Origin of the sequence: Collimonas rhizosphaerae (assembly GCF_038896935.1) — a bacterium.
Lineage (GTDB): Bacteria > Pseudomonadota > Gammaproteobacteria > Burkholderiales > Burkholderiaceae_D > Collimonas > Collimonas rhizosphaerae.
In genome coordinates, this window is the sequence record NZ_JBANDC010000026.1 from 33,321 (window position 1) to 58,497 (window position 25,177).

21 protein-coding genes and 1 riboswitch are annotated in these 25,177 nt (G+C 59.5%); of the genes, 8 read left to right on the top strand and 13 right to left on the bottom strand.

The annotated features are described in order from the left end of the window. Positions 1–2: 2 nt before the first annotated feature. Positions 3–1,163, top strand: a complete 1,161-nt coding sequence (locus V8G57_RS24420) for a saccharopine dehydrogenase family protein (RefSeq protein ID WP_342831575.1) — start codon at positions 3–5, stop codon at positions 1,161–1,163. A gap of 101 nt (positions 1,164–1,264) precedes the next feature. Here the strand turns inward: V8G57_RS24420 and V8G57_RS24425 are convergent, their stop codons facing one another. After that, positions 1,265–4,054, bottom strand: coding sequence for an autotransporter domain-containing protein (locus tag V8G57_RS24425; RefSeq protein ID WP_342831576.1), 2,790 nt, complete (start codon positions 4,052–4,054; stop codon positions 1,265–1,267). 335 nt (positions 4,055–4,389) lie between these two features. Further along, positions 4,390–5,088: a glutathione S-transferase family protein gene (locus V8G57_RS24430; RefSeq protein WP_342831577.1), complete on the bottom strand. Its 699-nt coding sequence runs from the start codon at positions 5,086–5,088 to the stop codon at positions 4,390–4,392. Positions 5,089–5,209: 121 nt separating this feature from the next. Between V8G57_RS24430 and V8G57_RS24435 the strand changes: the two genes are divergently transcribed. Beyond that, positions 5,210–6,160 (top strand): helix-turn-helix transcriptional regulator, encoded by a 951-nt coding sequence (locus V8G57_RS24435; protein WP_342831578.1) that lies wholly within the window; start codon positions 5,210–5,212, stop codon positions 6,158–6,160. Between the two features lie 4 nt (positions 6,161–6,164). Here V8G57_RS24435 and V8G57_RS24440 read toward each other — a convergent pair whose 3' ends face one another. Both V8G57_RS24440 and V8G57_RS24445 read right to left on the bottom strand, forming a co-directional pair. After that, on the bottom strand, positions 6,165–6,827 hold the full coding sequence (locus tag V8G57_RS24440; protein ID WP_342831591.1) for a DsbA family protein: 663 nt from the start codon (positions 6,825–6,827) through the stop codon (positions 6,165–6,167). Between the two features lie 44 nt (positions 6,828–6,871). Beyond that, the gene (locus V8G57_RS24445) at positions 6,872–7,756 is read right to left on the bottom strand and encodes an MBL fold metallo-hydrolase (protein WP_342831579.1); all 885 of its coding nucleotides are present in this window, start codon (positions 7,754–7,756) and stop codon (positions 6,872–6,874) included. Positions 7,757–7,870: 114 nt separating this feature from the next. Here V8G57_RS24445 and V8G57_RS24450 point away from each other — a divergent pair, with 114 nt between their 5' ends. Beyond that, positions 7,871–8,779, top strand: a complete 909-nt coding sequence (locus V8G57_RS24450) for a LysR family transcriptional regulator (RefSeq protein WP_092400476.1) — start codon at positions 7,871–7,873, stop codon at positions 8,777–8,779. A 104-nt stretch (positions 8,780–8,883) separates the two neighbouring features. Beyond that, positions 8,884–10,128 (top strand): MFS transporter, encoded by a 1,245-nt coding sequence (locus V8G57_RS24455; protein ID WP_342831580.1) that lies wholly within the window; start codon positions 8,884–8,886, stop codon positions 10,126–10,128. 50 nt (positions 10,129–10,178) lie between these two features. Here V8G57_RS24455 and folE read toward each other — a convergent pair whose 3' ends face one another. After that, entirely contained in the window at positions 10,179–10,799 is a 621-nt protein-coding gene (folE, locus tag V8G57_RS24460) for a GTP cyclohydrolase I FolE (protein ID WP_092400472.1), read from the bottom strand. A 232-nt stretch (positions 10,800–11,031) separates the two neighbouring features. Here folE and V8G57_RS24465 point away from each other — a divergent pair, with 232 nt between their 5' ends. Both V8G57_RS24465 and V8G57_RS24470 read left to right on the top strand, forming a co-directional pair. After that, positions 11,032–11,613: a DJ-1/PfpI family protein gene (locus V8G57_RS24465; protein WP_342831581.1), complete on the top strand. Its 582-nt coding sequence runs from the start codon at positions 11,032–11,034 to the stop codon at positions 11,611–11,613. Between the two features lie 66 nt (positions 11,614–11,679). Beyond that, on the top strand, positions 11,680–12,000 hold the full coding sequence (locus V8G57_RS24470; RefSeq protein ID WP_061541128.1) for a ribbon-helix-helix domain-containing protein: 321 nt from the start codon (positions 11,680–11,682) through the stop codon (positions 11,998–12,000). A gap of 5 nt (positions 12,001–12,005) precedes the next feature. On the opposite strand, the gene sugE is transcribed toward V8G57_RS24470, so the two are convergent. Both sugE and V8G57_RS24480 read right to left on the bottom strand, forming a co-directional pair. Further along, positions 12,006–12,326 carry a quaternary ammonium compound efflux SMR transporter SugE gene (sugE, locus tag V8G57_RS24475; RefSeq protein ID WP_092400468.1) on the bottom strand — a complete coding sequence of 107 codons (321 nt, stop codon included), beginning with the start codon at positions 12,324–12,326 and terminating at the stop codon, positions 12,006–12,008. Between the two features lie 103 nt (positions 12,327–12,429). Beyond that, complete coding sequence (locus V8G57_RS24480; protein ID WP_092400466.1) at positions 12,430–13,434, bottom strand: sodium:calcium antiporter; 1,005 nt, start codon at positions 13,432–13,434, stop codon at positions 12,430–12,432. A gap of 123 nt (positions 13,435–13,557) precedes the next feature. Continuing rightward, positions 13,558–13,736: riboswitch (yybP-ykoY riboswitch) on the bottom strand. A 195-nt stretch (positions 13,737–13,931) separates the two neighbouring features. On the opposite strand from V8G57_RS24480, the gene V8G57_RS24485 reads away from it, so the two are divergent. After that, positions 13,932–14,249 (top strand): hypothetical protein, encoded by a 318-nt coding sequence (locus V8G57_RS24485; RefSeq protein WP_092400464.1) that lies wholly within the window; start codon positions 13,932–13,934, stop codon positions 14,247–14,249. An 85-nt stretch (positions 14,250–14,334) separates the two neighbouring features. Here V8G57_RS24485 and V8G57_RS24490 read toward each other — a convergent pair whose 3' ends face one another. Then, positions 14,335–14,523 carry a hypothetical protein gene (locus V8G57_RS24490; RefSeq protein WP_342831584.1) on the bottom strand — a complete coding sequence of 63 codons (189 nt, stop codon included), beginning with the start codon at positions 14,521–14,523 and terminating at the stop codon, positions 14,335–14,337. A 1,040-nt stretch (positions 14,524–15,563) separates the two neighbouring features. Here V8G57_RS24490 and V8G57_RS24495 point away from each other — a divergent pair. Then, positions 15,564–16,481 carry a hypothetical protein gene (locus V8G57_RS24495; RefSeq protein ID WP_342831585.1) on the top strand — a complete coding sequence of 306 codons (918 nt, stop codon included), beginning with the start codon at positions 15,564–15,566 and terminating at the stop codon, positions 16,479–16,481. A gap of 184 nt (positions 16,482–16,665) precedes the next feature. Here the strand turns inward: V8G57_RS24495 and V8G57_RS24500 are convergent, their stop codons facing one another. The 5 genes from V8G57_RS24500 to V8G57_RS24520 form a co-directional block, all read right to left on the bottom strand. Beyond that, entirely contained in the window at positions 16,666–17,586 is a 921-nt protein-coding gene (locus V8G57_RS24500) for an alpha-amylase family protein (RefSeq protein ID WP_092400535.1), read from the bottom strand. A 46-nt stretch (positions 17,587–17,632) separates the two neighbouring features. Then, positions 17,633–19,858: an NfrA family protein gene (locus V8G57_RS24505; protein WP_342831586.1), complete on the bottom strand. Its 2,226-nt coding sequence runs from the start codon at positions 19,856–19,858 to the stop codon at positions 17,633–17,635. Further along, positions 19,855–21,978 (bottom strand): glycosyl transferase family protein, encoded by a 2,124-nt coding sequence (locus V8G57_RS24510; RefSeq protein WP_342831587.1) that lies wholly within the window; start codon positions 21,976–21,978, stop codon positions 19,855–19,857. Before V8G57_RS24510 ends, V8G57_RS24505 begins: the two co-directional genes overlap by 4 nt. Positions 21,979–22,040: 62 nt before the next feature. Next, entirely contained in the window at positions 22,041–23,231 is a 1,191-nt protein-coding gene (wecB, locus tag V8G57_RS24515) for a non-hydrolyzing UDP-N-acetylglucosamine 2-epimerase (RefSeq protein ID WP_342831588.1), read from the bottom strand. A 183-nt stretch (positions 23,232–23,414) separates the two neighbouring features. Continuing rightward, positions 23,415–24,074 (bottom strand): type II secretion system protein N, encoded by a 660-nt coding sequence (locus V8G57_RS24520; RefSeq protein WP_342831589.1) that lies wholly within the window; start codon positions 24,072–24,074, stop codon positions 23,415–23,417. Positions 24,075–25,177: the final 1,103 nt, after the last annotated feature.

Below are 25,177 nucleotides of genomic sequence, written 5' to 3' on the forward strand. Positions count from 1 at the left end.
ACATGACTACCAAACTGATCCTTCTGGGCGCCGGCAAAATCGGCGACGCCATCCTCAACCTGCTGTCCCATACCGGCGATTATGTACTGACCGTGGCCGACCGCGATCCGCAACGGCTGGAATACGTGAAGCAGGCAGGTTTTCCCAATGTCACCACGATCCTGGCGGACATCTCGCACGCGCCCACCGTGACCAAGCTGATCAGCGGCCACGACGTGACGCTGTCGGCCTGCCCTTATTTCCTGACGCCGGTCATTGCCGCCGCCGCCAAGGCAGCGCACTCGCACTACTTCGACCTGACCGAAGATGTCGAAAGCACCCGCTTCGTCAAATCGCTGGCGCTCGATTCCAGCACCGCCTTCGTGCCGCAATGCGGCCTGGCGCCCGGCTTCATTTCGATCGTGGCGAACGACGTCGCGAGCCGCTTCGAACAGCTGCATGACGTCAAGATGCGCGTCGGCGCGCTGCCGACCTTCCCGAGCAACGCGCTCAAGTACAACCTGACCTGGAGCACCGACGGCCTGATCAACGAGTACTGCAATCCTTGCGAAGCGATTGTCGACGGCGTGCTGCGCGAAACCTCGCCGCTGGAAGAGCTGGAACACTTCTCGCTCGACGGCGTCGACTACGAAGCGTTCAATACCTCCGGCGGCCTCGGCACCTTGTGCGAAAGCCTGCGCGACCGGGTGCAGAACCTGGATTACAAGACCGTGCGTTATCCCGGCCATCGCGACATCATCAAGATCCTGGTGCGCGACCTGCAGCTGGGCAAGCTGGAACGCCGTCCGATCCTGAAGGAAGTGCTGGAAACCTCGATCCCGATCACCAAGCAAGACGTGGTGCTGACCTTCGTCAGTGTCAGCGGCATGCGCGACGGCCGCCTTGAGCAGGAAACCTATGCTCAAAAGACCTATAGCCAGCAGGTCAACGGCCAGCTGCTGTCGGCGATCCAGCTGACTACCGCGGCCGGCATCTGCGCCATGGTCGACCTGGTTGTCACGGGCGTGCTGCCGCAAAGCGGTTTTGTGCGGCAAGAGCAAGTCACGCTGGCGGATTTCCTTGCCAACCGCTTCGGTCAGTTCTATGCCGGCCACGCACCTGCGCACGGCGGCTTCGCACCGGCCAGCAACACCGATTTCAACAAACTGAAAGCGGTTGCTTAAGCACACGGCACGAAGTACCCGGCAAAACGGCCTGCATGACTCGCGCGAGTCATGCAGGCCGTTTTTTTTATCGCTGCCGGATCACGCCGGCGCCAGGGTCGTCAAAACGATTTGCGCATGCCAACTGAAAATACATTGTTGACCAGCCCGCCTTTGCCGAACTGCGCATCGTAATTGCCGTACCAGCTCCAGTTGCTGGCCAGCGCGCTGGAGATGCCGATGCCGGCCCAGCCGCTGTTGCGCGCCAATCCTATGCCTTGCACCGAAAACCCGGCAGCCGGCGCACCGACGAAAGCCGCGTTGAAATCCAGCTTGCCATCGTTGAAGCCGTACTGCCAGGCCGCGTAAGCTTGAACATTGGTATGGCCGCCCAGCCAGTCGAAACCTGTGTCGCCGCGCAAGCCAAGTACGCTCGCAGCCTGGCGGTAGCTGCTGCTGCCGGCGGTGAGGCCGAAGGGGCTGCCGGTTTCCGTGAATGCGCCGCGCTTGAGGCGGTCGTAGCTGATGCCGGCAAATGGGGTCAGCGTCGTGGCCGCCGACAGCTTGCGCACGTAGCCGGTTTCGGCATAGGCCGAAATCATGCTGTCGGTATGATTGGCGGACAGGCTGTCGACCTCGCTGCCGAGGATCACGCTGCGATTGATCTTGCTGGTCACGCGGGCGACGCCGGCGCGGCCGGAAACGTAGATGCCGTCATGGCTAAGCGCATAGCGGCCATACAGCGACAGGCCGGTATCCTGGCTGTTCGCGGCGCCGCCGAAACGGTCGAAGCTGGCTTTGCTTTCCGAGTAGGACAACGCCACGCCGACAATCGCCTTGTCATTCAAATGCGTATCGAAACCGAACTGGCCGCCCCAGGTGGATGTGTCGGCAGAAGCATAACCCGATTCGCCCAGCTTGCCGCTGGCGCCGATCACGCTGGCCCACAAGCCGGCCTTGGCGCTGCCCGCAACCGGATTGGCCAGCAGCGACAGTCGGTTCGACAGATCGCGGTTGACTGCTTGCGACTGCTGGAAAGTCAGCGCCTGCGAAGAGGCATGGATCTGCCCCGACAGGCTGTCCAGCACCTGGGCCGCGGCGGCGAGATCCGCCGTGCGCTGCAGCGCCGCGGCGCTGTTCAGGAAAGCGCTGTTGTTGCCGCCGGTGTTGCCGCCGGCGGCCATGGCGTCGGCCGCCTTGAGTCCCGTCTCGAGGTTGGCGGCGCTGTTGTTGCGCGTAGGGTCGGCGGCAAACGCTTGCGCTGCCACCACCTTGACATCGTTGCGCGCTATGCTCAGGTCGACTTCGTTGGCAGTATATGCCAGCGTAGCGCTCAAGAAGGTGCCCGGGTTGAAAACCGTACCGTCGTGTTCGAACGACACATCCTGGAACACGCCAGACACACCGCTGGCAGCAGTCAGCACCTTGCCCTTGACGCCCACTTGCTGCGCCACGTAGCCGGACGGGTCGCTGCTGCCGACGGGCGTGGTCGCCACCAGGTGCGAATTGCCGAGCGCGGCGCTGCCGCCTACGGCCAGGGTCGCATTGAACTGGTTGGCCAGCACGGCGCTGGCCGAGGCCGTGTAGTTGCCGGCAATCGTCATGCCGCTGCCGGTATTGCTGAGACGGCCGTTGTTGGAGACGCTGCCGCCGATGCGGCCGCCGTCGCCGGACAACACGCCGGCGCTGTCGATGGCGACTGCGGAAGCAACCGACCCGGTCACGTTCAGCGTGCCCTTCACGATTTCACTGGCGCCGCTGTAGGTGTTGTTGCCTGCCAGTGTCAGCGTGCCGCTGCCGTCTTTCTGCAAACCGGCATTGCCGCCGATGTTATTGGCGAAGGTTGAACTGACGGAATCGAAACTGGCGACGAAATTGCCGCCCAGGGTCAGCCGGGTGTCGAACAAGGCCGGACCGCTGGCGGCTTTGCTGGCGTTCAGCAAACCCCAGCCGTATGTGGCGGTGTCGCCCATGCCGGTCGCGGTTGACAGGATGGTTTGCCGGATCTGGTCGGCGTTCATCCAGGGATAAGCTTGCTGCACCAGGGCAGCTGCGCCGGTCACCGCCGGCGCGGCGAACGAGGTGCCGTAGACCCGGCGGCCGGCGGTGGCGGAAATAAAATCGCCCGGCGCCGCCAGGCACCAGTTGGCGGCTTCGCCGCAGCGGTTCGAGTAGCTGGAAATCACGCCCGGCGTAGTGTCGCTGCTGCTGTATCCCTGGGCGCCGCCGGCGGCGTTCACCGCCACCACCGCCAGCCAGCCTTTTTGCAGGTCTGGATACAAGGCCGGCAGCCCTGCCGTCAGGCTAGGATGGGCGCTGCCATCGTTGCCGGCAGCCCAGATGAACAAGCTGCCTTTGCTCACGAAAGGCTGGTAGATATTGTAGAAAGTCGGGCCGCTGCCGCCCGGCGCCGCGATCGAACCAAAAGTGTTCGACTGGTTGAAGAGGCGCGCGCCCTTGTTGAACAGGTCCTGGTAAACCGAGGCATTCAAAGTGACGTTTTCGCCGCCGGTGCCGACCGCGGCGCCCAGCATGCTGACTGCCGGCGCCACGCCGTAGCTGCTGCCGCCCAGCGCTTCCGCCGCTTCGCTGCCGTGGCTGTCGCCGGCACCGCCGCTGGAATACACGGTCTTGCTAAGGCGTCCGCCAAATTCAGGATCGCTGACATTGAAATCCGTATCGACCACCGCCACCGTTACGCCAGCGCCGGTAATGCCGCGTGCATGGGCGGCGCCGGCATTGCTTGGATCGTTGGGATTGAGCGCAGGAGTGGCGCTGCTGGTCGATACCGGCGGCAAGCTGGCCGGCCCGCTGGAGCCGCCGCCTCCACCGCCGCCGCATGCGGATAGCATGGTGATCGCTGCGGCAGACATGACGGATAAAGGAAAACGATTTGCAGGTTCTCGGTTCATAGACTTACTCGGGCGGTTAACTTGCAGCAAACGCCTGGCGAGCGCAGTCGTAGTCGTTCTTGCGTCAAATTACTGGATTAAAAAAGTGAGTGCACAATACTCCCGGCGGCTGGCCGATACAATGCAAGGCCGTCATGAATTGCCAGAAAAATGAACAGATAATTTGTAAATTTCGTGATTAATGGCAAGTAGTTGTCAACAAATGACGGCAGATAAACAACTAAATGCCACGTCAACAACATTCCACGCATCGCCGCACGGCCTGCCGGGGAATACCTTAAAAAAAACAAAAGCCCGCGCAAAAGCAGGTTTTTTTTCAGCCAGCCGCCGCCCGCCTATGCGAGCATCGGCTCAACTTCATCCAGCGTCACATGGCCGCGGAACCGGCCGCCGCTTTTTGCTTCGATCTGCCGTTCAATCGCATCCGCAAAAATCACGGCCGGATCGGTCCGCAGTTTTTGCAGATGGCGCGACAGGTGCGGATGCTGCCGCACATCCAGCACCTGGTGATATTCCGCCCAGCGCGCAATCGCCGCGAAATACGCGTCGGCCACGGTACGCTTGCTGCCGCCGTCAATCCATTCCCGCTCCGCCAGCAGGCCGTCGAGATAGGCGCATGCCTGCTGCACCCGTGGATTTCCGAGATTGCGCAACATCTCTTGCACCGGCGGGTTGGCCGCCATTTCGCAGGCGATCCAGAGCGGCCTGAAGGCCGAGAAAAATTCCGTGTTGAGGTAGGCCAGCATCCGGTTGAGGCGATCGTATTCCGGCGTGCCCTGCGCATAACCCAGCAGGTTGTTGCGGCGCGCCGCGAGGTGCAGCAGGATGGCTGAGCTTTCGTTGACGATGTGGCGCTCGGCGGTCAGGTAGGCAGGCGTCAGGTTCAGCGGATTGATGCGTGCGAACGCGGCCGGCCACGGGTGTTCCAGCATTTCTATGCGAGACAGCCGGTACGGCTCGCCCAGCCATTCAAGGGCGATGATGCTGCCCAGCGAACAGCCTTGCGGTACGCCATAAAACAGTATGGGTTCCATGTTCTTCCTTTGCTTTGACAGGTTTAAGCGGATGCTGCTGCACGACTGCAGCGGCATGGGGAAGAAGATAAAATCAAAGGCGGTCATAATCCGTCCGCATTTAACCGGCGCCCTGAAAAATATGTCAAAACCAGCCATCCGCATGCTCGCAGTCCTGGAACTGCTGCAAACCCATGACCGCATCTCCGGCGTCGAACTGGCGCGCCGGCTGGAAGTAGACGGCCGCACGCTCAGGCGCTACATCGCCGGGCTGGAGGAACTGGGGATTCCGGTCATGTCGGAACTGGGGCGCCACGGCGGTTATTCGCTGGTGGCCGGTTTCAAGCTGCCGCCCATGATGCTCACCAACGACGAGGCGCTGGCGATGTCGCTAGGCCTGATCGCGGCGGAAAGCATGGGCATGGCCGCAACCGTTTCGGCAGTGGCCAGCGCACAAGCCAAGCTCGAACGTGTGCTGCCGGCGCAGCTCAAGCAGCGCGTGCGCGCTCTCAGTGAAACCGCCACTATCGATAAGGCGGCTGCCGTTGCCGGCGCCAGCCAGGAAACGCTGGCAGCGATTGCTTCAGGCGCAGAAGCCCGCCGCAGCGTGCGCTTCGCGTATCAGTCAGGGCTTGGGGAAGCCAGTACACGCACTTTCGATCCCTACGGACTGGTGTTCCGCGGCGGCGCCTGGTATGCCAGCGGCATGTGCCAGCTGCGCCGGCAGCTGCGCTCGTTCCGGCTCGACCGCATGCAGCAGGTCGAGCTGACCGCGGAGCGTTTCAAACGGCCGGCGGATTTCGATAGCGCGGCCTACCTGGCGCACAGCATCGCCACCATGCCGCGCGCCCACGCGGTCGAAGTCTTGCTGCACACCGACCTGCAGGCCGCGGCAGCCGAGCTGGGCCGCAGCGTCGGCTTGCTGGAACCGCGGCAAGACAGCGTGCTGCTGCGCACCAGCACCGACAGCATCCCGTGGTTCGCGCGCCAACTGGCGCGCTTGCCGTTTTCCTTCGAAGTGCGCGAACCGCAGGCGCTGCTGGCCGCGGTGCACGCCCACGGCCAGCACTTGCTGCAAATCCGGGCCGGCTGAAATCCTAAGCGCCCAACGCAGCTTTCCAGGCTTGCGCCTGGCCAAAGAAACGGCCGGCGTCCAGCACTTCGATTTGCGTTTCGCGCTGCAGTGCGAAGGTGGGAAAACCCTGGCCGCCGACACGCGCCAGCAAGCTGCGGCTGGCGGCGATATGGGCTTGCGTGGCAGCGCCGCCGAGCTCGGCGAACTTGCTGTCGAACAGCGCCGGATCAAGGCCCGCCTCCATTGCCAGCGTATGCAACACCGCGGCATCGGCAACCCGCAAGCCGCGCACATAGTGCGCCGCCTGTATCCGCGCCAGCATGGCCAGTCCCCGCCCGGCAACCGCTTCGGCCGCCAGGATCGCGGTAATCGGCGGCGCGGAATCAAAGATCGCCGTGGTGTCCAGCAGCAGGCCGTTGAAGTAGTCGTCGCCGAACGGCTGGCCGGTCATTGCCGCGATCCGCTGGTCGTGCTGCATCACGTAGTTGCGCAATTGCGGACTGACCTGCCTGCGGTTGCTGCCGGTCATCATGCCGCCGCCGTGCAGCACGATGTGCAGGCCTTCGATCTCGCGGGCAGCCTGCAGCAAAGGCGCTGCGCCGTAGCACCAGCCGCACAGCGGATCGTAGATGTAATGCAGCACCGTACCCTGCGCCGCCGGCGCCGCTGCGTCCGTGCTTTCCATGGCGGCGGGCAGCGCACAGCTGCTGTCGCCGCAATCGTGGCTGCTTACCATTTCATTTCACCTTTGCTGACCTTGGCGCCCAGTTCCAGCGACGATACGCCTTCCAGGTTTGGATAATGCTTCTTCATCGCCTCGATCAAGGCGGCGGAATCCTTGGCTTTGGCGGTTTCCGCTTCATAGGTCTTCAGGTAGTTCCTGGTGAAGCGCACCGATTCGATATTTTGCGGCGCACCGGCGCTGAAATGCCCCGGCACCACTACCTTCGGATGCAAGGCTGCAATCTTGTCCAGCATCTTGATCCATTGCCGGCGCGAAGCCAGGGTCTGGGTGTCTGCAGTCCAGACATGTTCGTTGCCGGCCACCAGCACGCCGCCAACCACCGCTTTCAATGAAGGAATCCAGACGAAGCTGCGGTCCGGGCTGGCGCCGTCCAGGCCGACCACTTCCAGCTTGCGGCCTTCCAGGGTCAGCGTGCTGCCTTCCAGCGGTTCCGGCACGATCAGCTGCCTGGGCGCGCTGGCACCCAGCTTGGGACCCCAGAATGCCAGCTTGTCCTGCATGGTGGCCTTGATGTGAGCGATCACCGGCGCCGGCGCCAGCACCTTGGCGTCGGGATAAGCTTCCTTCAGCACTTCGAGGCCGAAGTAGTAGTCGGGATCGCCGTGGCTGATGTAGATCGTGGTCAGTTTCTTGCCGCTGTCCTGGATCTTTTTCAGCAGCTGGGCGGCATTGGCGCGGTCAAACTGGGCATCGATCACGATGGCCTCGGTGCTGCCGGTAACCAGCTCGGAAGACACCGGGAACATGCCGTTGGCGCCGGGATTGTAGACCTCCAGCTGCAAGGGTTGCGGCGCCGCCGCAGCCGAGCCGGCGATCGTCAGGCCGGCAGCGGCGGCGAGCAGCGAACGGAAAAATTTGCGTTTCAACATGGAATCTCCAGGGGTGATGAGAAAGAACCATCATCATAGTTGACTAAAATGAGTCAAAAAACCGCATAATAGTGCCTAGTTAGTTGCACAAATCGACCTAATAGATTACACGCCATGGACAGACTGGTCGCAATGCAGGTATTCGTCGAAGTCGCGGACCGGGGCAGCCTGACCGCTGCCGCCGACAAACTCGATATGTCGCGCGCCATGGTGTCGCGTTACCTGGCCGAACTCGAAACATGGGTGGGCGCCCGCCTGTTCCATCGCACCACGCGCAAGCTGAGCCTGACCTCGGCCGGCAGCGACACCCTGCCGCGCTGCCGCCAGCTGCTGGACATGGCCGGCGGCATCCAGGCCTCCGCCGCCAATCCCGAGAATACTCCGCGCGGCACGCTGCGCCTGACTTGCAGCATGTCGCTGGGACAGGCCTACCTGGCGCCGCTGCTGGCGCGTTTCTTGAAACGCTATCCGGACACCGCGGTCGACATGCTGCTGGTCGACCGCGCAGTCAACCTGGTCGAAGAACGGGTGGACCTGGCGATCCGCATCACCAACGCGCTCGATCCCAACCTGATCGCGCGCAAGCTGGCGGTGTGCCGCTCGGTGGTGTGCGCCTCGCCGGCCTACCTGCAGGAACACGGCACGCCGAACAGCGCGGAAGACCTGGCCCTGCACAATTGCCTGACCTACTCTTACTTCGGCAAGAGCCTGTGGGAATTCGAGAAAGACGGCGCGCCGGTGGCGGTGCCGGTGGGCGGCAACATGAGCGCCAATGAATCGTCGGTATTGCTGGAAGCGGCAGTCGCCGGCGCCGGCATCAGCATGCAACCGGTGTATGCGGCCACAGGATTGCTGCGTAGTGGTAAACTACGCGCGCTGCTCGGAGAATACCAACCGCGCGAAATGAGTATTTACGGCGTCTACGCTTCGCGCCGCCAAATGCCTGCCATCCTGCGCGCCATGCTCGATTTCCTGGTCGAGGAATTCAGCGCAGACCCGGACTGGGCAACACCAGTCATTTAAATCAAGCAAAGAATCAAGCAAATCCGTCCGTGACACCCGTAAGGCAGCCACTGCCCGCGCGTTAGCCAATGCTTCCAGCCGTCACAGCTTCACCTAGTAAAAAAATGCAAAAAATCTCGACGCTTACCCGTAATACCCTGATGTTTCCGCTGGCTCTGGTGCTGTTCGAGTTTTCGGTCTACATCGCCAACGACATGATCCAGCCGGGCATGCTGACGGTGACCCGCGAATTCGGCGCCAGCGCGGCCTGGATGGCGTCCGCCATGACCGCGTTCCTGGTCGGCGGCGCCGTGTTCCAATGGCTGTTCGGGCCGCTCTCCGACCGTATTGGGCGCCGCCCCGTGATGCTGGGCGGCACCGTGTTCTTCATCCTGTCCTGCCTGGCGACGCTGTTCTCGCAAAGCATCGAGAGCTTCATCATCTTGCGCGTGCTGCAAGGCGTGGGCTTGTGTTTCATTTCTTCGGTCGGTTATGCCGTGGTGCAGGAAGCGTTTGAAGAAAAAGCCGCGATACGCGTCACGGCGCTGATGGCCAATGTCGCCTTGATTGCGCCGCTGGTCGGCCCGGTGGCCGGCGCTTTCATGATTGAAATCCTGCCTTGGCGCATGGTGTTCGTATTCATCGCCGCCATCGCCACCGTTTCCCTGGTCGGCCTGGCGCGGCACATGCCGGAAACCGTCAAGCAGCGCAAAGAGAAACTGCCGCTGGTGCAGATCTGGCACGACTACCGCGCGGTGGTGGGTAACCGCCATTTCCTGAAGGCCGCGATGTGCATGCCTTTGCTGGCGATTCCGCTGATCGGCTGGATCGCCATGTCGCCGGAAATCCTGGTGGCCGACGGCCACCTGAGCGTGATCGAATACGGTTACTGGCAGATCCCGGTGTTCGGCTGCCTGATCGCCGGCAACCTGGTGCTGGCGCGCCAGGTCGACCGCTGGCGCCTGGGCAGCTCGACCAGGATCGCGCTGTATCCGATCGCCCTGGGCGTGCTGATCATGCTGTTCGGCGCGGCCTTCCTCGACCAGCCCTATTTCCTGGTGGCGGCAATCAGCGTGATTGCTTTCGGCGAAGGCTTGTCGGCAGCGGTGATGATCCGCTTCACGCTGACAGAAAGCACGGTCTCGAAGGCTACCGTGGCTGCCACCATGGGCATGATCAACATGACCTTGTACGGCGTCGGCATCGAGCTGTACAAGGTGTTTTACCAGCACGCGGGCATGATGGGTTTTGCGCTGTTTTCGCTGGCGGTGATTGCGCTGTACTGGCACCTGTCGCGCAGTGTGGTGGCGCGCGCCATGCTGGCTCGGGTTACCGGGCATGAAGAGAAAGAGGATGGACCGCTGATCTGATGGATGCTCCCGATCCGGCCGGCGCCGGATCGGGAGCGGCAATGCAGTTGTTATTCGCCGTGCTTCTGGCTGATGATGCTCATGAATTCGCGCCGCGTCGACGGATCGTCACGGAACGCGCCCAGCATGCGGCTGGTCACCAGGCTGGTGCCCGGTTTGTGGATGCCGCGCGTGGTCATGCATTCATGCGATGCTTCGATCACCACCGCAACGCCCTTGGGCAGCAGTACTTGCTGCAAGGTGTCGGCAATCTGCACCGTCATTTTTTCCTGGATCTGCAGGCGCTTGGCGAAGATATCGACCAGCCGCGCCAGCTTCGAGATGCCGACTACGCGCCGGTCCGGCAGGTAAGCCACGTGCGCCTTGCCGATGATGGGCGCCATGTGGTGCTCGCAATGGCTCTCGAAACGGATGTTGGTCAGCACCACCATCTCGTCGTAGCCTTCGACTTCTGAAAACGTGGTCGACAGGATTTCGACCGGGTCCTTGCTGTAGCCGGCAAAGAATTCTTCATACGCCCGCGCCACGCGCGCCGGCGTGTCCAGCAAACCTTCGCGGTCAGGATCGTCGCCGGCCCAGCGCAACAGGGTGCGGATCGCCGATTCCGCCTCGGCGCGGCTTGGACGTTCTGACAAGGCGCTAGCCGCCGGCACTGGATCTTTTGAAGCCATCTGTTTACCTTTTTCTGAAAAATTTTACTTGCCGTTGTGCAGCGCTGCGCCGCGGCTGATGCCGACAGTGTAATTCAGCTGTCGCATTACTGCAGCGCATTCCTCAAAGGCGGATGCATTGCGCAACGCAGCATCGAAACCTGGGCAGGTAATAGCCTGCTATTACCTGCCGCATCCGTGCTGTTCCATACTCGAGCTTTACTGCCCCACCCACTTCACTGAAGGACCTATCATGAGCGCAAAGAAAATCCTGATCCTGGCCGGCGATTATGTCGAAGATTATGAATTGATGGTGCCGTTCCAGGCGCTGCAGATGGTCGGCCACCAGGTCGACGTGGTGTGCCCGGACAAAGCCGCCGGCGCCCAGGTCCGCACCGCCATCCACGATTTCGAAGGCGACCAGACCTATAGCGAGAAACCCGGCCACAACTTTACCCTGAACGCCGCTTTCAGCGATGTCGATGTCAGCCGCTACGATGCGTTGCTGATCCCGGGCGGCAGAGCCCCCGAATACCTGCGCCTGAATCCGCGCGTGATCGAAATCGTCCAGCAGTTCCATGCCGCCGACAAACCGATCGCAGCGGTCTGCCACGGCCCGCAACTGCTGGCGGCGGCCGGCGTGCTGGAAGGAAAAACCTGTTCCGCCTATCCGGCCTGCGCCCCGGAAGTCAAGCTGGCGGGCGGCAAATATGCGGAAATCGACATCACCGCCGCCCACCGCGACGGCAACCTGGTGACCGCGCCGGCATGGCCGGCCCATCCGGCCTGGCTGGCGCTGTTCCTGGCCGCATTGGGAACCCGCATCGAGTTATGATGGATGCGATGCGGCCGGCCGCAAGGCGGGCCGCTCACTGCGATTGTTCAAGAAACGAGGTATCCGATGTGTCAGATTTATGCCCAAGCCGATCCCATCCTGTACGAATCGCGCGCCCGTTCGGTGCGCATCATGGGCGTCATCACCACCATCAAGCTGGAAAACCTGTTCTGGCAAACCCTGGCGGAACTGGCGGCGGATAACGATTTGACCACCAACCAGCTGATCGCCAAACTGCACGACGAAGTCACCACGCACCTGGGCGAGGCCAGCAATTTCGCCTCTTTCCTGCGCGTCACCTGCCTGCGCTACCAAGCCTTGAGAGCGCATGCCGGATTCGAATCGAAAGCGGTCAGCGCCGCCACCAAGATCAACGCCGCCGCATAGAAGTATCAGCCTGCGGTCGACAGTTTCAGCCCGATCAAACCCAGCACGATCAGGCTGACGCTGGCGACGCGCGCCAGGCTCGCCGTTTCGCCCAGCAGCACGATGCCAGCGATGAAGGAGCCGACCGCGCCGATGCCGGTCCATACCGCATAAGCGGTACCGAGCGGCAAAGTGCGCATCGCCAACGCCAGCAGCCAGATGCTGACAGCCATGCCGGCCACCGTGATCACGGACGGCCACAGGCGGCTGAACCCTTCGGAATATTTGAGGCCGACAGCCCAGACGATTTCGGCCAGGCCGGCGAGAAAGAGAATGATCCAGGCCATCCGACCTCCGGAAAGATGGGGTCGTCCCCGGATAAAGATACGGCGCCGGGTCGTCCCGGCGCCGAGATGAAAACAACAACATTATAGGGCGTTTTGCTTCAGCTCAGTGCACGCCGATCCACCCCAGGCCGGCGGCAAATACCAGGTACAGCAAACCGAACACTGCCAGCCGGCCGCCGCTCAGCATGCCTTTGCGCAGCAGCACGTAGAGGCCGAACATCGACATCATCGTCACCGCCGCCGCCCACACCAGCGCCGGTCCCAGCATCCATGGCGTAAAGATCAGCACCAGCGCAGTCGGGATAGTCGCCTGGATCATCATGGCGCCGCTGATATTGCTCAAGGCCAGGTTCTGCTTGCCCTGCCTGACCCAGATTACCGCATTCAGGATTTCCGGCAACTCGGTCGCGACCGGGCTCAGCAGCAGCGCAGCCAGTTGCGGCGAGATGCCCAGCCATGGCGCGATATCGCCCAGCTGATGCACGAACAGCTGCGAACTGAGGAAAATCACCACCAGCGCCACCAGGGTCTGCAGCAAGGCCCAGCCGATGCCCGGCTGGGCATCGTGCGGCCGGAATTTCAAGGGTTCCAGGTCGTTTATCTCGGCATCGGCGTCTTCTTCCTTGCGCATCTCGCCCCAGATATATGCGCCGTAGGCCAGCAGGAAAAACACACCGAGCCAAGGCTTGACCGCAAACGCCACCAGCCCCAGGCCGACCTTGACCACGAAGATCCCGATGAACCAGGCCTGGTCCCGGCTCAGCCGCTGCGCAGCGCTGGCCGACAGCAGCATGCCGCCGATTTTTTTGCGGTTCAGGATGAACATCAGGCCCACCACCGCATAAGCAATGGTCGCCAGCACCAGCGGCCCGCCCAGCGCCGCGCCGACGCCGATTTCCCGGTGCGCCGCATCGCGCCCGAACACCACGGCGACAAATGTCACCACGCTTTCCGGCAAGGCCGTGCCGAACGCCGCCAGTACCGTGCCTACCGCGCTTTGCGCGATGCCGAGCCGGCGTCCGACCCATTCGATGCTGTTGACGAAATATTCACAGGAAAGGTAGATCACTACGGCCGAACCGAGCAGCAGAGCAAAGCTGAGCATCATGAGCGTGCCTCCGTCGGATAAACCACGGATGCCGGCGAAAGAAAAAATGAAAGGTGAAGCGGCTTGGCGGAACTGGCTGTGGCAGCATCCTGGCGCTGCCATTGGCGATGAATAAGCATGTGGAATCCTGAGGGCCGGGCACTGACGAATGGCGCGACGCCTTCGCCCGGCCGGGTAAAGGGAAGCACCATAGGTCTTGCCAAACCGTGCGGTCGCGCATGCCATGGCGTAAATCGGATACAGCGCCAAGTATGTTGACATGCGCTCTTCGAAAGACGAAGGCGGCTACTCCCCTAAGGAGGTTGCATTATATGGCTTTTATAGCCATTTTAAAAAAATTTATTTCCACAATTTACTTTCTTAAAAGAAATAAATTATATCGATTTAGCAAATCATAACAATACTGATATATGAAATTGAAAACAATTTTGCTATATTGGACATTGTCTCTGTGTTAATGATTGTAATGTTTAGTACAACATGAGGAGTCACTTGACATGAACACCACCTCCGCCTCCGCCGATCCAGGCAAGAACCAGGTCAACGAGCAGGAAACCTATGATCCAAATCACCTGCTTGATTCTTTGATTGAGAAATTACATTTGAAAAATGATGCGGCCCTGGCACGCGCACTCGAAGTCGCACCACCAGTCATCAGCAAGCTTCGCCATCATCGTTTGCCAGTTGGCGCGTCGCTTCTGATCCAGATGCAAGAAATCAGCGACCTCAAGATCAAAGAATTGCGCGCCTTGATGGGAGATCACAGAGATAAATTTCGTATGGGCGGCCATCACCTCAAATCAAAGGATGCTTGAAGTCAATTACGCAGGATTTGCGAGTGAACGGGATCCAAGCTTGCAGTAACCGGCGCGAAAATGGCGTCATTGTAAATTCCCTTCTTCATTCTGCCAAAGCAGTTATAGCCGCCCCCGCTTCTAAAAAAAATCCTTCATCAAGTGGCGACGGCGACCGGTATGAAACAGGAAGTTCTGCATTCAAATTTTCTGTCAAGTTTAGAAAAATATCACGTATCCACGTGTATTTTCTGGCATCTCCCGGTAAATTTTGACAATATTCATCACTAAACATTGATTAATCCATTCTGAACGATAGCTAGAATAAATTCCTGAGACAGAAGTGTTAGGTATACTTCGCCCATGGAAAAACAATATGAAGCCCCCTATTGTTCCCAAGGCCGACTTTCGCAAGCTGTCAAGAGGATTATGGGAAATGCAAGCTCTTGTCACGCGGCAAGCGTCACTGCTGTTCGATCGACGAATGCAGGGAAGAACGCTAATTGGCCGGTGGTTAGAGCATCTCCCCTGCACTCGCTTACACATTCAACCGTAAAGCAGTTTGTGGCATGACGCGCCGGGATGTTCGCTTCACAGCGCAAACTCGAACTACGGCCGTGGCCGAGTCGCGCCGAATAGCTGGGTTTTCTTCCCTCGCTTCTGACCTAGCCACGCTTCCGCACTCTCAAGCCAAAGATCTCCGCGGAGACCATCTCAGCTGCACCAGCCTGCTGTTCCATGAGGATCTCAGGGAATTGGCGGGCTATTTTGCATTGGTAAACGATGTAATTTCACTGAAGGCAGCTGAGCCGTCAATCAATCTGAGCACCACAACTGAAGGAAGGAGGTAACGAATGAAATAATCCCAGGCGTTTGCGCTGTGCAGCCTTGATACCCATGCCGTCCATAGCCTGTGGCTGTCGCCACGAGCTTGTTCGGTGGCGCTAGCGCGCCCCCGTTTCCGCGGGTCATATACTTTTTTGGGGATGGACCTGGGCTCGCATGCACGCCAGAGTTGTATGCGTCCGCACATCAGGCAGGGGGATAAGTATGCCAATCGGTTGACCAGTTGCAAGGTCGACCAGCCCTGGCAATGAATTCCGATTTATCACCCGCAGCAGTGCAAGACGTTTTTCAAGATTTTTCTTCTTCGCCAAGATACCAGCCGTTTCTTGGTCGAATGATGCTGCTCGTTCGGACATGAATCAAGCAGCGATGGTTCACGCTGACCTGAATTCGGCGTATCCGATGCCCCAATGCGGAAAGGGGCTCGCAATGGACACGGCGACTAAAGGTTGTAAATAACAAATTATTTCTCAATCTTATGGAATTGTAATGTATAAATTGAAATCTGTCACCATCATTTTAGGCGCCATGCTCGGTATGGTTTTACATGGCGAGGCGAACGCATGGAGATCGCGGACCCCGGCGCCAGCGCCGACGACAACGACTACCACTACTACTGCAGTCAGTTACGCCAACCAGCAAATGTACGGCATAACCATTGACGACATATCGGGATTGACTGCCACCACCGCCGCCCTGTCCCAACTGTCGAAAAAGCCGACCACTCGCATTGTGTTCGACGAATGGCAGCCTGCATCCGGCTACCGCAACGCGGCTGTAGCGATCAACAAAGTCAGTTATGTGATGGGTGAGATCCTTGACTCCTCGGCGATGGATCAATACACGGTCCAGCAATACCTGAACCGCACAAGCGAATACATGGCAGCCCTTGGCGACGTGGTGAACATCTGGGAAATCGGTAACGAAATCAATGGTGAGTGGCTAGGCAAAAACGCCGACGTAGTCGCCAAGATGACCGGTGCTTACGACCTGACCAAAGGGCAAGGCAAGACTGCCGCTCTGACGCTGTACTACAACCAGGACTGCTGGTCCAATCCAGCGAACGAGATGTTCACCTGGGCGAATGCGAATATTCCGGCGCGCATGAAAACCGGGCTTGACTACGTGCTGGTCAGCTACTACGAAGAGGACTGCAACGGTTTGGTTCCTGACTGGAATGCCGTGTTTACGAAGCTGTCGGCCATGTTTCCGAACTCCAAGGTCGGATTTGGCGAAACCGGCACCACCACTACCAACAAGGCAGCCTACCTGACGCGCTACTACACCTTGAAGCCACCTGTGAAAAACTATATCGGCGGCTATTTCTGGTGGTATGGCAAAGAAGACTTGGTGCCGTCCACACAACCGCTGTGGTCGACATTCAATAACGTATTGTCGGGCAGTTAAGAACAATCCGCTCCTGCTGCCTTGAAGGACTATCTCAGGCGCGTTCGTTTCAGCGCTCCTGACCAATAATGGCTTCCACAACTTCCATTCCTGGTTGAGGGCACTGACTTGGGTAGTCCTTCATAGCATCTGCGGCAAGGGGCTGAGGCTCAGTCGAATGCCCCTAGCGGTATTCGACTGAGCCTCAGCCCCCATTTTCTGCAGCATTTTCTGGACCGGCCAGCTCATTCACCAGGTCGCGGTTCAGGTAATGCGGACCATCGAACAAGTAAACGGAAAAACCGTCATAGACGGCAAGTTGCGGCTTGAGTTCTGCGGCTGTGGCCGGGCGGAATCCTCCTCCCTGGCGGGGTCGAAACGCTTCTGCGATGATACGTACCCGCTGCTTTCCAAAACGAGCAGCCAGCACGTCTGCATAATGCCGGGCCACGCTTGCCTCGCGCGCGTGGATACCGACGCCATCCTGAAAGAAAATACCCACGTCTGGCGGCAGCCAGGAAGCAAGCCATTGCGACAACGTATCGGCGCCGACATTGGCGCTGTCATACACGCTGATCCACAGTGGCCGCGGCAAAGCTGCCAGCAGCGGGCCAAGGCGAGCTGCATCGGACCAGCTCGAATCGACCTCCAGTGGAAAGAACCAACCCGCCACATGCAGCGGCGTCGGCAACGCGGCAAGCTTGCGCGACTCTTCAATTAGCGCGGCAACATTTGCGCGGGCCGCCGTTTCGTCGAACCTGCCTGCCAATCCGACAATCACTTTGTTCGCCCAAGGTTCAGCTGCAATCCGCTGCCAATCAGGAAATCTCGCGGCAGCGCGGCCCTCGGCGCCTGGCAGGTAGTTGATGCCATCCACGGCCGTCCATTGGATGAGCAGCTCACGCGCCCCTAGCCTTTCCCAGTTTCCCATAGGATGCAGCGTCTGGTCATCGAGCTGCCACACGATTCCTCGCACCCGCGTCGGCGGAGATTGCTTGAGCCTGGCTTGCAGCGGGTCCTGCTGGCAACCGCAGAGCGTTGCCACCACAAGCATGCCTAATATGCGGCGCCGATTGAACCTGCGCAAATTCGCCCTCGACTTCACATTGCAAACGGCGAGGTGCATCTTCATGGTTCGCTTCCTTGATCAGGCGCGCCGGCGCATCGCTTGCTCAATACGAGGCGCTGAGCCGGATGAACCAGCCTTCGGCCCGCTTGTCGCCGGCAATGCGCCAGCGGTACTGCAGCGACAGGTCGAAATAGGAGCGCGGCGCGTTATAGTAATCCTGCCGGAACCAATAACGCATATTGGTTCCGATGCCGCTTCCGATTGCTTTTTTGTCGTGCTCAATGAGGCCGGAATCATAGTCCGCCCCCATCACGAGGTGCGGAAACAGGACCAGGGTCGACCCGCTTTCGCCAAGCCGATAACTACGCCCCAATTGCCCTTCAAGGGTGGCATAGCTTTGCGGATGCTGGAAGTAATGTCCTGCTTCAGCATACACGTGCGTACTCAGCCAGCTGGTTTGCTCCGCGTGCAAATCCAGTCCGGCATCCGAAGAGAAGCCAGCCCGGGCAAGCCAGTCGCCGCTGGTAGCGTCCCCCAATGGCACCAGGCGCTCGAGCGCCAGTATGGCGTTGACCTCGCTGAACGGTTTCACGCGTGCGCCGAGCGCAGCCTGGGCTGTGGCAGATCCGGTCGGGACCCCCGATCCGCCGCTTAATGTTTCATTGACCCGGCCATAGACCTCCACCAGCGCCCCATTCTGCAATCCAAACGGGCGCCAGTATACTTCCGCGGCGATGTCCTTGCCGTCGATCGTGCCGCCACGCGGCACCCCGATGCCCGCCGCGGCAACGCCTCTATCGCTCAGTGTTGCCCGCATCCCCCAGCGGCGCTCCAGGTCAGCGGATTCGCGTCGCACATCGTAGACCTGCTGCGCATCCAGCGTAAGACGGCCTGCTTGCGCCGCATCGACAGTCCGGTTGAGGTACCCGATTGCCTGTTCATTGCGACCCTGGCGCGCGGCGGTGTAGGCTGCGTCGTGGCGAGCGGCATCGGTGAGCGTGCCCTGCGCCTCCGCACGGTTGAACAGCTCGAGCGCATCCTGGTTATCTCCCGCCTGGAGGGCAAGATAGGCTAGCTCAAGTTCGGATCCTTTCTCTGGAGAGCTGGCCGCCGCTGCCAGGCGCGCGCGCGCGTCTTCTTTCCGGCCGAGCCCGATCAATGCCGAGATCTCGGTCCTGGTGGTTTTGTCCGGCGCGCTCAGCACGGCAGCATAATCAGCCTGGGCTGCATCCAGGTTTCCGCGGCGTTTTCGTATATCGGCGCGCGCCAGCAGCATGTCGGCATCGTTTCCGAAGTCGGCCAAGGCGGCATTTGCGGCCTGTTCTGCCTCGGCCAGCGATCCCTGCGCGCTCAGCGCCTGCACCTGCAAGCGGCGATAGCTAAGGTCGCGAGGAGACAATTGGGTCGCTTCGCCGGCCTTGCTGCTCGCTAGAGCGTAGTTCTTGTCGGCGAAAGCGCGATATGCTTGATCGGCAAGCATGAATCCCGGATCCGCAGACGTTGCACCGGGATTGATGTCGCATGCCGAGACCAAGTCAGGTCCGGACGTGCAGCTGACAAGCGGGAAGCTGAACGCCAGGGCGGCGTGGCTTGTGCCGGACCGGCCACGCATGATTGTCGCCAGCGCACGCCGCGCTGCCGCTTCCTTGTCCTCCCTGCCCTGCAGAGGTTCGAGCAGACGCAGCGCCCGCTGTGGATCGCCATTGGCCAACGCGGCGTCGGCAGCCACCAGCCGGATGCCTCGCTGCGCAGCGGGGCCTGCACTCGACAGCGCTTGATCGAAGTCTGTTTGCGCAGATTCGACAGCACCGCGTTGCTGGCGTATTGCACCGCGCAGTAGCAGCGCTTCGCTCGACGACGTGTCTGGCTTGATCATGTCGGAAGCAGCTTGCTCCGCTTGCTCAAGCTCTCCCGCCGCAACCAGCGCATTGATCAGGGCGATGCGAAATGCCGGCACGGCAGGCAGGTAATCCACCGCCTTGCGCGCCAGCTCTACCGCCTGCGCGAAGTCGCGGCGCTCCAGGGCCTGATAAGAAGCCGCGGAAGCGTTGAAGGCAAGCTGCGCCTGCATCGTGCGACGCGCCAGCTCAGCCTTTTGCAGGAGGTCGCGAAGACGCGCGACATCCGGCCGCAAGCGGATCGCCTCGCGCGCCTTTGCCGCCGCGACATCATATTCCCCTTGTGCAAAAGCCTTGTAGGCCTCATCGGCAATCCGATATGCCTGGCCGCTAAGCGGCCGCTCCGCGGCGCCGGCGCCAGTGGCTACAAGCAAGGTGACGGCAGCAAGACTGCTGCCCAGGAAACGCAGCGAAACCGGGTATTTTCTCATGCCACTCCCAATGCTAGTCTGAGCAGAGCCATTTGCTGCTGCACAGTTTCTTCGATAACCTCGCGCGACACCAGCCCGCGACCGACGAGATAGTCGCCAATGCGGCCATGTTGCGGAGAGATATAGTGCTGCATCGCCTGCTCCAGCGTTTCCCGCGTGATTTTCCCATTATGGATCAGTAGTTCGCCAAGGAGCGATGCGCCTTTAAATTCTCTTTTGATGGATTTTGCATTCATTTCGGCCATGGCCAGGCGCAATCCGGAGACTATTTCGCTGTCCCGCGCAATATGTTGCACGGGCTGTGTGCCAAAGGCTGAGGCAAGCTCCCTGAGCGCATCATCGGCAAGCGGCTTGCCGACTGCGACAATCGGCTTGCCATTGGCGTCCTGCCCGATCGGCATCGCGCCCAGCCTTACACACATATCAAGCGATACCGGGGCGGGCAAGGAGGCCGCGATCCTGATTTCGGCGCGCGACAGGTCGGACTGGAAGGCGATTGCTTCCGCCAGGGTTTCTTCGTCGATATAACCGCGGGCCACTAATATGTGCCCAAGGGGAAGGTGCATCTCCGTATGTTCCTGCAATCCCTTTTTCATATCCTCCTCGGTGATTGCCTGCCATGAAACCAGCAGTTCACCGAGGCGTTGGCGCGTGCGCATGAGGCGATCGTCGGAGGGGAAGTCGTGCATGGTCTTGTCCCATGCCAGGCGCTTCCCGAACAGCAGGTGCGCCAGGAACAATTTCCAGGCCCGAGCCACTGCCACGAAGTTAATAAAATTGGCAACCACCATGCGCGGCGCGGAAAGCAACCCATGTACAGGTCCGTACAAGCGACTGACAAAATAGGCACGTTGGGAGGCGCGCAACGCCAGTGCGGACAGGTTGGCGTAGAGCACGTAATGGAGCCATGTTTGCGATTGCAGCACTGACCCGGAGGCGAGTTTCCAGAATCCGAAATGGTCGGCGATCCAGAACGGCAGGAATTGCAACAGCAGCAGATAAGCAGGAACGCTGACGAGGGCGGTGACGATGCCTTTGCGGTCCCGAAACAACAGGTATTTGTTTGCAAGCGAGCCGCTCCAGCCGATTTGCGCCCATCCTTGCAGGCTGATGCCCAATACCCATCGCGTTTTTTGCCGGTAGGCCGTCTTGAAGTGGTCGGGAAAATACTCGCGCACGCATAGCGGCATCTTGAGCGTGACCTGGCGCTCCTTTCCGAAACCGAACCATGTTTTGCGATTGACCGAAAAATGGACAGGAAAACGGGCAAATATGGATGTCATCCCTATGCTCGCCAGACGCGCGCCAATGTCATAGTCTTCAGTCAGGGTGTCCGTGTTGAAAGGCTGGTTTTGATTGTCGCTGGCCAGCGCCTGCAGGGCGCGCCGAGAAAAACAGGTCCCGACGCCAGCCGAAGGCACCATGCCGCTGATGCTTTCCCTGACAACGATGTCCTTGGCATGCGACTCCGCGAACTCATCCATATAGGTTCCTGCCACCAGCTCGGACCATTTGCGTTCGAGCGACATCACAGGAAGCTGGATCATGTCCTTGCGCGGCAGCAGGTAATTGAAGAATTTGAGTTCGAGAGAATGCAGCACATCTTCGCTATCGTGAAGAATGACGCCGGCAAATTGATAACCGCGCTTCTTCTCATGCAGGAAAATCGCGTTGATGATCCAATTCAGGCAGTCCGCCTTGCAGGTAGGCCCCGCATGGGGCACTTCGACCCGATGCAATTGCTTGTAGCGGCGACGCATCCGCTCCACCTCTGCAATGGTGTGCGCATCATTGACATAGGTTCCAACGAAAATCACATAGTTGCGGTAGTTGAGAACCGTCACCATGTTTTCGATCATTTGGGCGATCACGTCATACTCTAGCCACGCCGGCACCATGATCGCAAGCGGCTGCTCGGCGTGTTGCTCCAGTTGCTGTTCCGTGACCGGCCGATAGGTGCGCGTTCTGGTCAGCCGACGGTAAGCCTGGCGGATCCAGTACCAGGCATCGACAAACAGATCGTCAGCCGCCGACACCAGAAACAATACCGCGACAACGCAGGTGGTAAGTTCCAGCAGCGCATAATAATCAGCAAGGAAATGTAGCCAGTTGGTTGTCATGATGCCCTGAAAAATCAATGCAAGAAGACTTTACAATCGAACGAAATCCCAGGACATGGACGCTAAATGACTACGGGATCCTCTTGACCATCTACTGCTACCTGATGCGATATTTCCGGCTGCGCGGTGAATTCCGATACGGTCCGGTTGAGCAAGGCTGCCACGATGCGCTGCGAGGCGTAGCCGTCTCCATAGGGATTGTGGTGTTGGGCAAACGACCTCCATGCGGCTTCATCGTCATACAGCCTATGGACAGCCGTAACGATGCGCTCCACGTCGGTGCCCACCAGTTCGACCGTGCCTGCGAGAACCGCCTCCGGCCTTTCGGTGACGTCGCGCATCACCAGCACCGGCTTGCCCAGGGACGGCGCTTCTTCCTGGACGCCGCCGGAGTCAGTGAGAATGACATGCGCGCGCTGCATCAAACGTACGAACGAGAGATAATCCAGCGGCGCAATCAGGTGTACGTTGGGCAGATGAGACAGGGCTGTCGATACCGGTTGCTGCACATTGGGATTAAGATGCACCGGATAGACGATATCAATGTCGGAACGCGCGGAAAGCTCGGCCAGCGCCGTGCAGATATTCTGAAATCCTGGCCCGAAATTTTCCCTCCGGTGGCCGGTAACCAGCAGAATCTTGCGGCCCGATTGGAGGAAGGGGAATTGCGCATCGAGCCCGGCGCGCAATGCGTCGTCAAGCGAAATCCGCGTACTGGAAACCATCAAGGCATCGATCACCGTATTGCCGGTGATATAGACCTTGCCGGCCAGATTTTCCCTGCATAGATTTTGTTTCGATCCTTCAGTTGGCGCAAACAGCAAGTCGCTGACGACGTCGACCACCCTGCGATTCATCTCTTCAGGCCAGGGTTGTTTCAAATTGCCGGTACGCAGTCCGGCTTCGACATGCGCAACCGGGATCCCGCGATGGAACGCAGCAACGGCGCCCACCATAGCCGTCGTCGTGTCCCCATGCACCAGCACGCGATCCGGCTTTACTTGCTCTATCAAGGGATCGAGTGCCGTGAAAAGACGGGAGCTTAGGCCATTCAATGTCTGGTTCGACACCATCAGGTCCAGATCGAAATCGGTCTGCAATTCGAAAACGTCCAGTACCTGCCGCAGCATGCTGCGGTGTTGCCCGGTGGTGCAGACAAGGGACTCGATTTCTGCCTCCAACGCGAGACTCTTGAGCACCGGCGCCATCTTGATGGCTTCCGGGCGGGTGCCGAATATGGAGAGAATTTTCATAAGTCCCCCTTATGAATTCGGAGATGCAATGCGGTCATTGCCCCGAATTATTTTAACTGTAACTACTTGTTATTCATTGTTACGTTGGTGACAGTTTATAGGATGAATGTCTTTTTTGCCAATAGAAATCTTTGTAACAAACGACGCCTGCGCAAATACTGCGCTTCGATTCAATAAAAACGGCTAACGGTTGGCATGATGCGGCCTGCCGGGTCGTGTCGCAGGCGCTGTGGATGGGGTCGCGGACGCCGCAGATGGGGTGGCCACCGCGGGCGGGGTCGCTGACGCAGCAGGCGGGATTGCCGGCGCGGTGGGTAGAGCTACGGGCACCTCAGGTGGAGCCGCAGGCAGCGGCACCGGCGCCGCAGGCGGACCCGCTGACGCCATCTCCAGTTTGGTCTCGGCGTGCTCGGGCAGGATTAACCGTTTGAGAATGCCGCCTTCCGACAGCAGTACATAGGTCTTATGCACTTCCTTGATGCCGGTTCCCGGCTGCACTTCTTTGCCGACCCGGACCACTTGCGCGGGCTGGCCCTCCGCACTCAGGATGGCCACGCTTTCCGCAGCATTTTGCGCTACTACCACCCCCGTCAGCCGGTAGTTGCTGGCAGCCGTGCTTTCATGGCCGCCAAACAATCCGGCCGCTTGAGAAATATCAATCTGCGGCGCCTCTGTTTGAGGCGGCGGTGCAACCGCCCGTAGCGGCGGCTTGAGCAACGTCATGCCCCAGTACGCGGCGCAGGCACATAGCAGCATGAACAAAACCAGGCTGACGAACGCGGGCATGCGCGCGCTATGGCGGCGCATGTTTTTGCCGATAATACTTTTGAAATAGCCACCCATGTTCCTATTGCTCCCTGGTCCACAGCATCGTGCCATAGCTGGATTCGCGCATCATCAATGACATGGAGTCGCTTGCCGTGCGGCACATGCGGACCTTGCCATTGTCCCAAAGGAGCTGGTGGGAAACGCCACCGGTTCCGGATTGTCGGTTGCCGAGATCTCCTTGGCGCCAGGCAAGCGCGTCGAAAAAATCGGCCACGGCGACGGCCAGATCCGGCGGTAAATGCAAGCTGCCGGCAGACGCTTGAAGATCGCCATTCCATCTGGACCGAGAACGCCGTCGGTACTCGAATTGGTCGGCTTGCAGCGCGATAGTGCATCGGCGATATTGCCGGCTTTTATATTTTCAGCGCCTGCATCAAGGTCGCAATATCCCGGCGGGCTGCGAGAATCCGTGCATCATCGGTGCCTCCCATCAACTTGGAAAAAATCAGCGTCGCTAATCGCTAAGTATCCCCATGAGCGCCACTGCCAACCATGATTTCGACCAGTGCAAAGCCACATTGCGTGACAACCGCGCAGAGATGTTGGACAGCGGGAATATTGCATTGCTCAATTGCTTCCCGATTAAAAATGGCGCGGTATATTTTCCAGTTGCCATTCTATTTTTATGCAGCAACAAGCCTGCCTGCCCTTCATCAATTTGTGAAATTTTAGTGCGCGGGTGTTGTCGTCACGACGAGCATACTCCAAATTTTATTTCAGAGAAAAGCAGGTTTATTACCCCGCGGAAAACAATAATTTCGACGATATTTTTTTGCGCAAGATGCCGCAACGAGCCCTAGTTAAAATGGCACTTTCGTCTATACTTTAAGCTAACATTCCGCGGTACGAAAACGACCATTCTCATGAGAAAGAATTGGTGCGTTTTCTATTTCATTCCGAGATTGCATCGTAGAAAGACGGATCATGATTGCTGTCAAGAAAATTCTCGGATGCAGGTCGATTGCCCCCCCTCCTCGTCATTTTCTCCGCACTGTTTTGACGCGCACGAAATCAAACAGCGACGTCATGCGAGACGGTCAGCAACATCCCACATTCAAAGTTTGCATTGCTAGTTTCCGGATGCGATATCCCAGCCCGACTTAAAGAGAAGGCTGGCG

Coding starts and splice junctions, on each gene's coding strand:
- V8G57_RS24420 (WP_342831575.1), top strand. CDS start 3: ATGACTACCAAACTGATCCTTCTGGGCGCCGGCAAAATCGGCGACGCC.
- V8G57_RS24425 (WP_342831576.1), bottom strand. CDS start 4,054: ATGAACCGAGAACCTGCAAATCGTTTTCCTTTATCCGTCATGTCTGCC.
- V8G57_RS24430 (WP_342831577.1), bottom strand. CDS start 5,088: ATGGAACCCATACTGTTTTATGGCGTACCGCAAGGCTGTTCGCTGGGC.
- V8G57_RS24435 (WP_342831578.1), top strand. CDS start 5,210: ATGTCAAAACCAGCCATCCGCATGCTCGCAGTCCTGGAACTGCTGCAA.
- V8G57_RS24440 (WP_342831591.1), bottom strand. CDS start 6,827: ATGGAAAGCACGGACGCAGCGGCGCCGGCGGCGCAGGGTACGGTGCTG.
- V8G57_RS24445 (WP_342831579.1), bottom strand. CDS start 7,756: ATGTTGAAACGCAAATTTTTCCGTTCGCTGCTCGCCGCCGCTGCCGGC.
- V8G57_RS24450 (WP_092400476.1), top strand. CDS start 7,871: ATGGACAGACTGGTCGCAATGCAGGTATTCGTCGAAGTCGCGGACCGG.
- V8G57_RS24455 (WP_342831580.1), top strand. CDS start 8,884: ATGCAAAAAATCTCGACGCTTACCCGTAATACCCTGATGTTTCCGCTG.
- folE (WP_092400472.1), bottom strand. CDS start 10,799: ATGGCTTCAAAAGATCCAGTGCCGGCGGCTAGCGCCTTGTCAGAACGT.
- V8G57_RS24465 (WP_342831581.1), top strand. CDS start 11,032: ATGAGCGCAAAGAAAATCCTGATCCTGGCCGGCGATTATGTCGAAGAT.
- V8G57_RS24470 (WP_061541128.1), top strand. CDS start 11,680: ATGTGTCAGATTTATGCCCAAGCCGATCCCATCCTGTACGAATCGCGC.
- sugE (WP_092400468.1), bottom strand. CDS start 12,326: ATGGCCTGGATCATTCTCTTTCTCGCCGGCCTGGCCGAAATCGTCTGG.
- V8G57_RS24480 (WP_092400466.1), bottom strand. CDS start 13,434: ATGATGCTCAGCTTTGCTCTGCTGCTCGGTTCGGCCGTAGTGATCTAC.
- V8G57_RS24485 (WP_092400464.1), top strand. CDS start 13,932: ATGAACACCACCTCCGCCTCCGCCGATCCAGGCAAGAACCAGGTCAAC.
- V8G57_RS24490 (WP_342831584.1), bottom strand. CDS start 14,523: ATGTTTAGTGATGAATATTGTCAAAATTTACCGGGAGATGCCAGAAAA.
- V8G57_RS24495 (WP_342831585.1), top strand. CDS start 15,564: ATGTATAAATTGAAATCTGTCACCATCATTTTAGGCGCCATGCTCGGT.
- V8G57_RS24500 (WP_092400535.1), bottom strand. CDS start 17,586: ATGCACCTCGCCGTTTGCAATGTGAAGTCGAGGGCGAATTTGCGCAGG.
- V8G57_RS24505 (WP_342831586.1), bottom strand. CDS start 19,858: ATGAGAAAATACCCGGTTTCGCTGCGTTTCCTGGGCAGCAGTCTTGCT.
- V8G57_RS24510 (WP_342831587.1), bottom strand. CDS start 21,978: ATGACAACCAACTGGCTACATTTCCTTGCTGATTATTATGCGCTGCTG.
- wecB (WP_342831588.1), bottom strand. CDS start 23,231: ATGAAAATTCTCTCCATATTCGGCACCCGCCCGGAAGCCATCAAGATG.
- V8G57_RS24520 (WP_342831589.1), bottom strand. CDS start 24,074: ATGGGTGGCTATTTCAAAAGTATTATCGGCAAAAACATGCGCCGCCAT.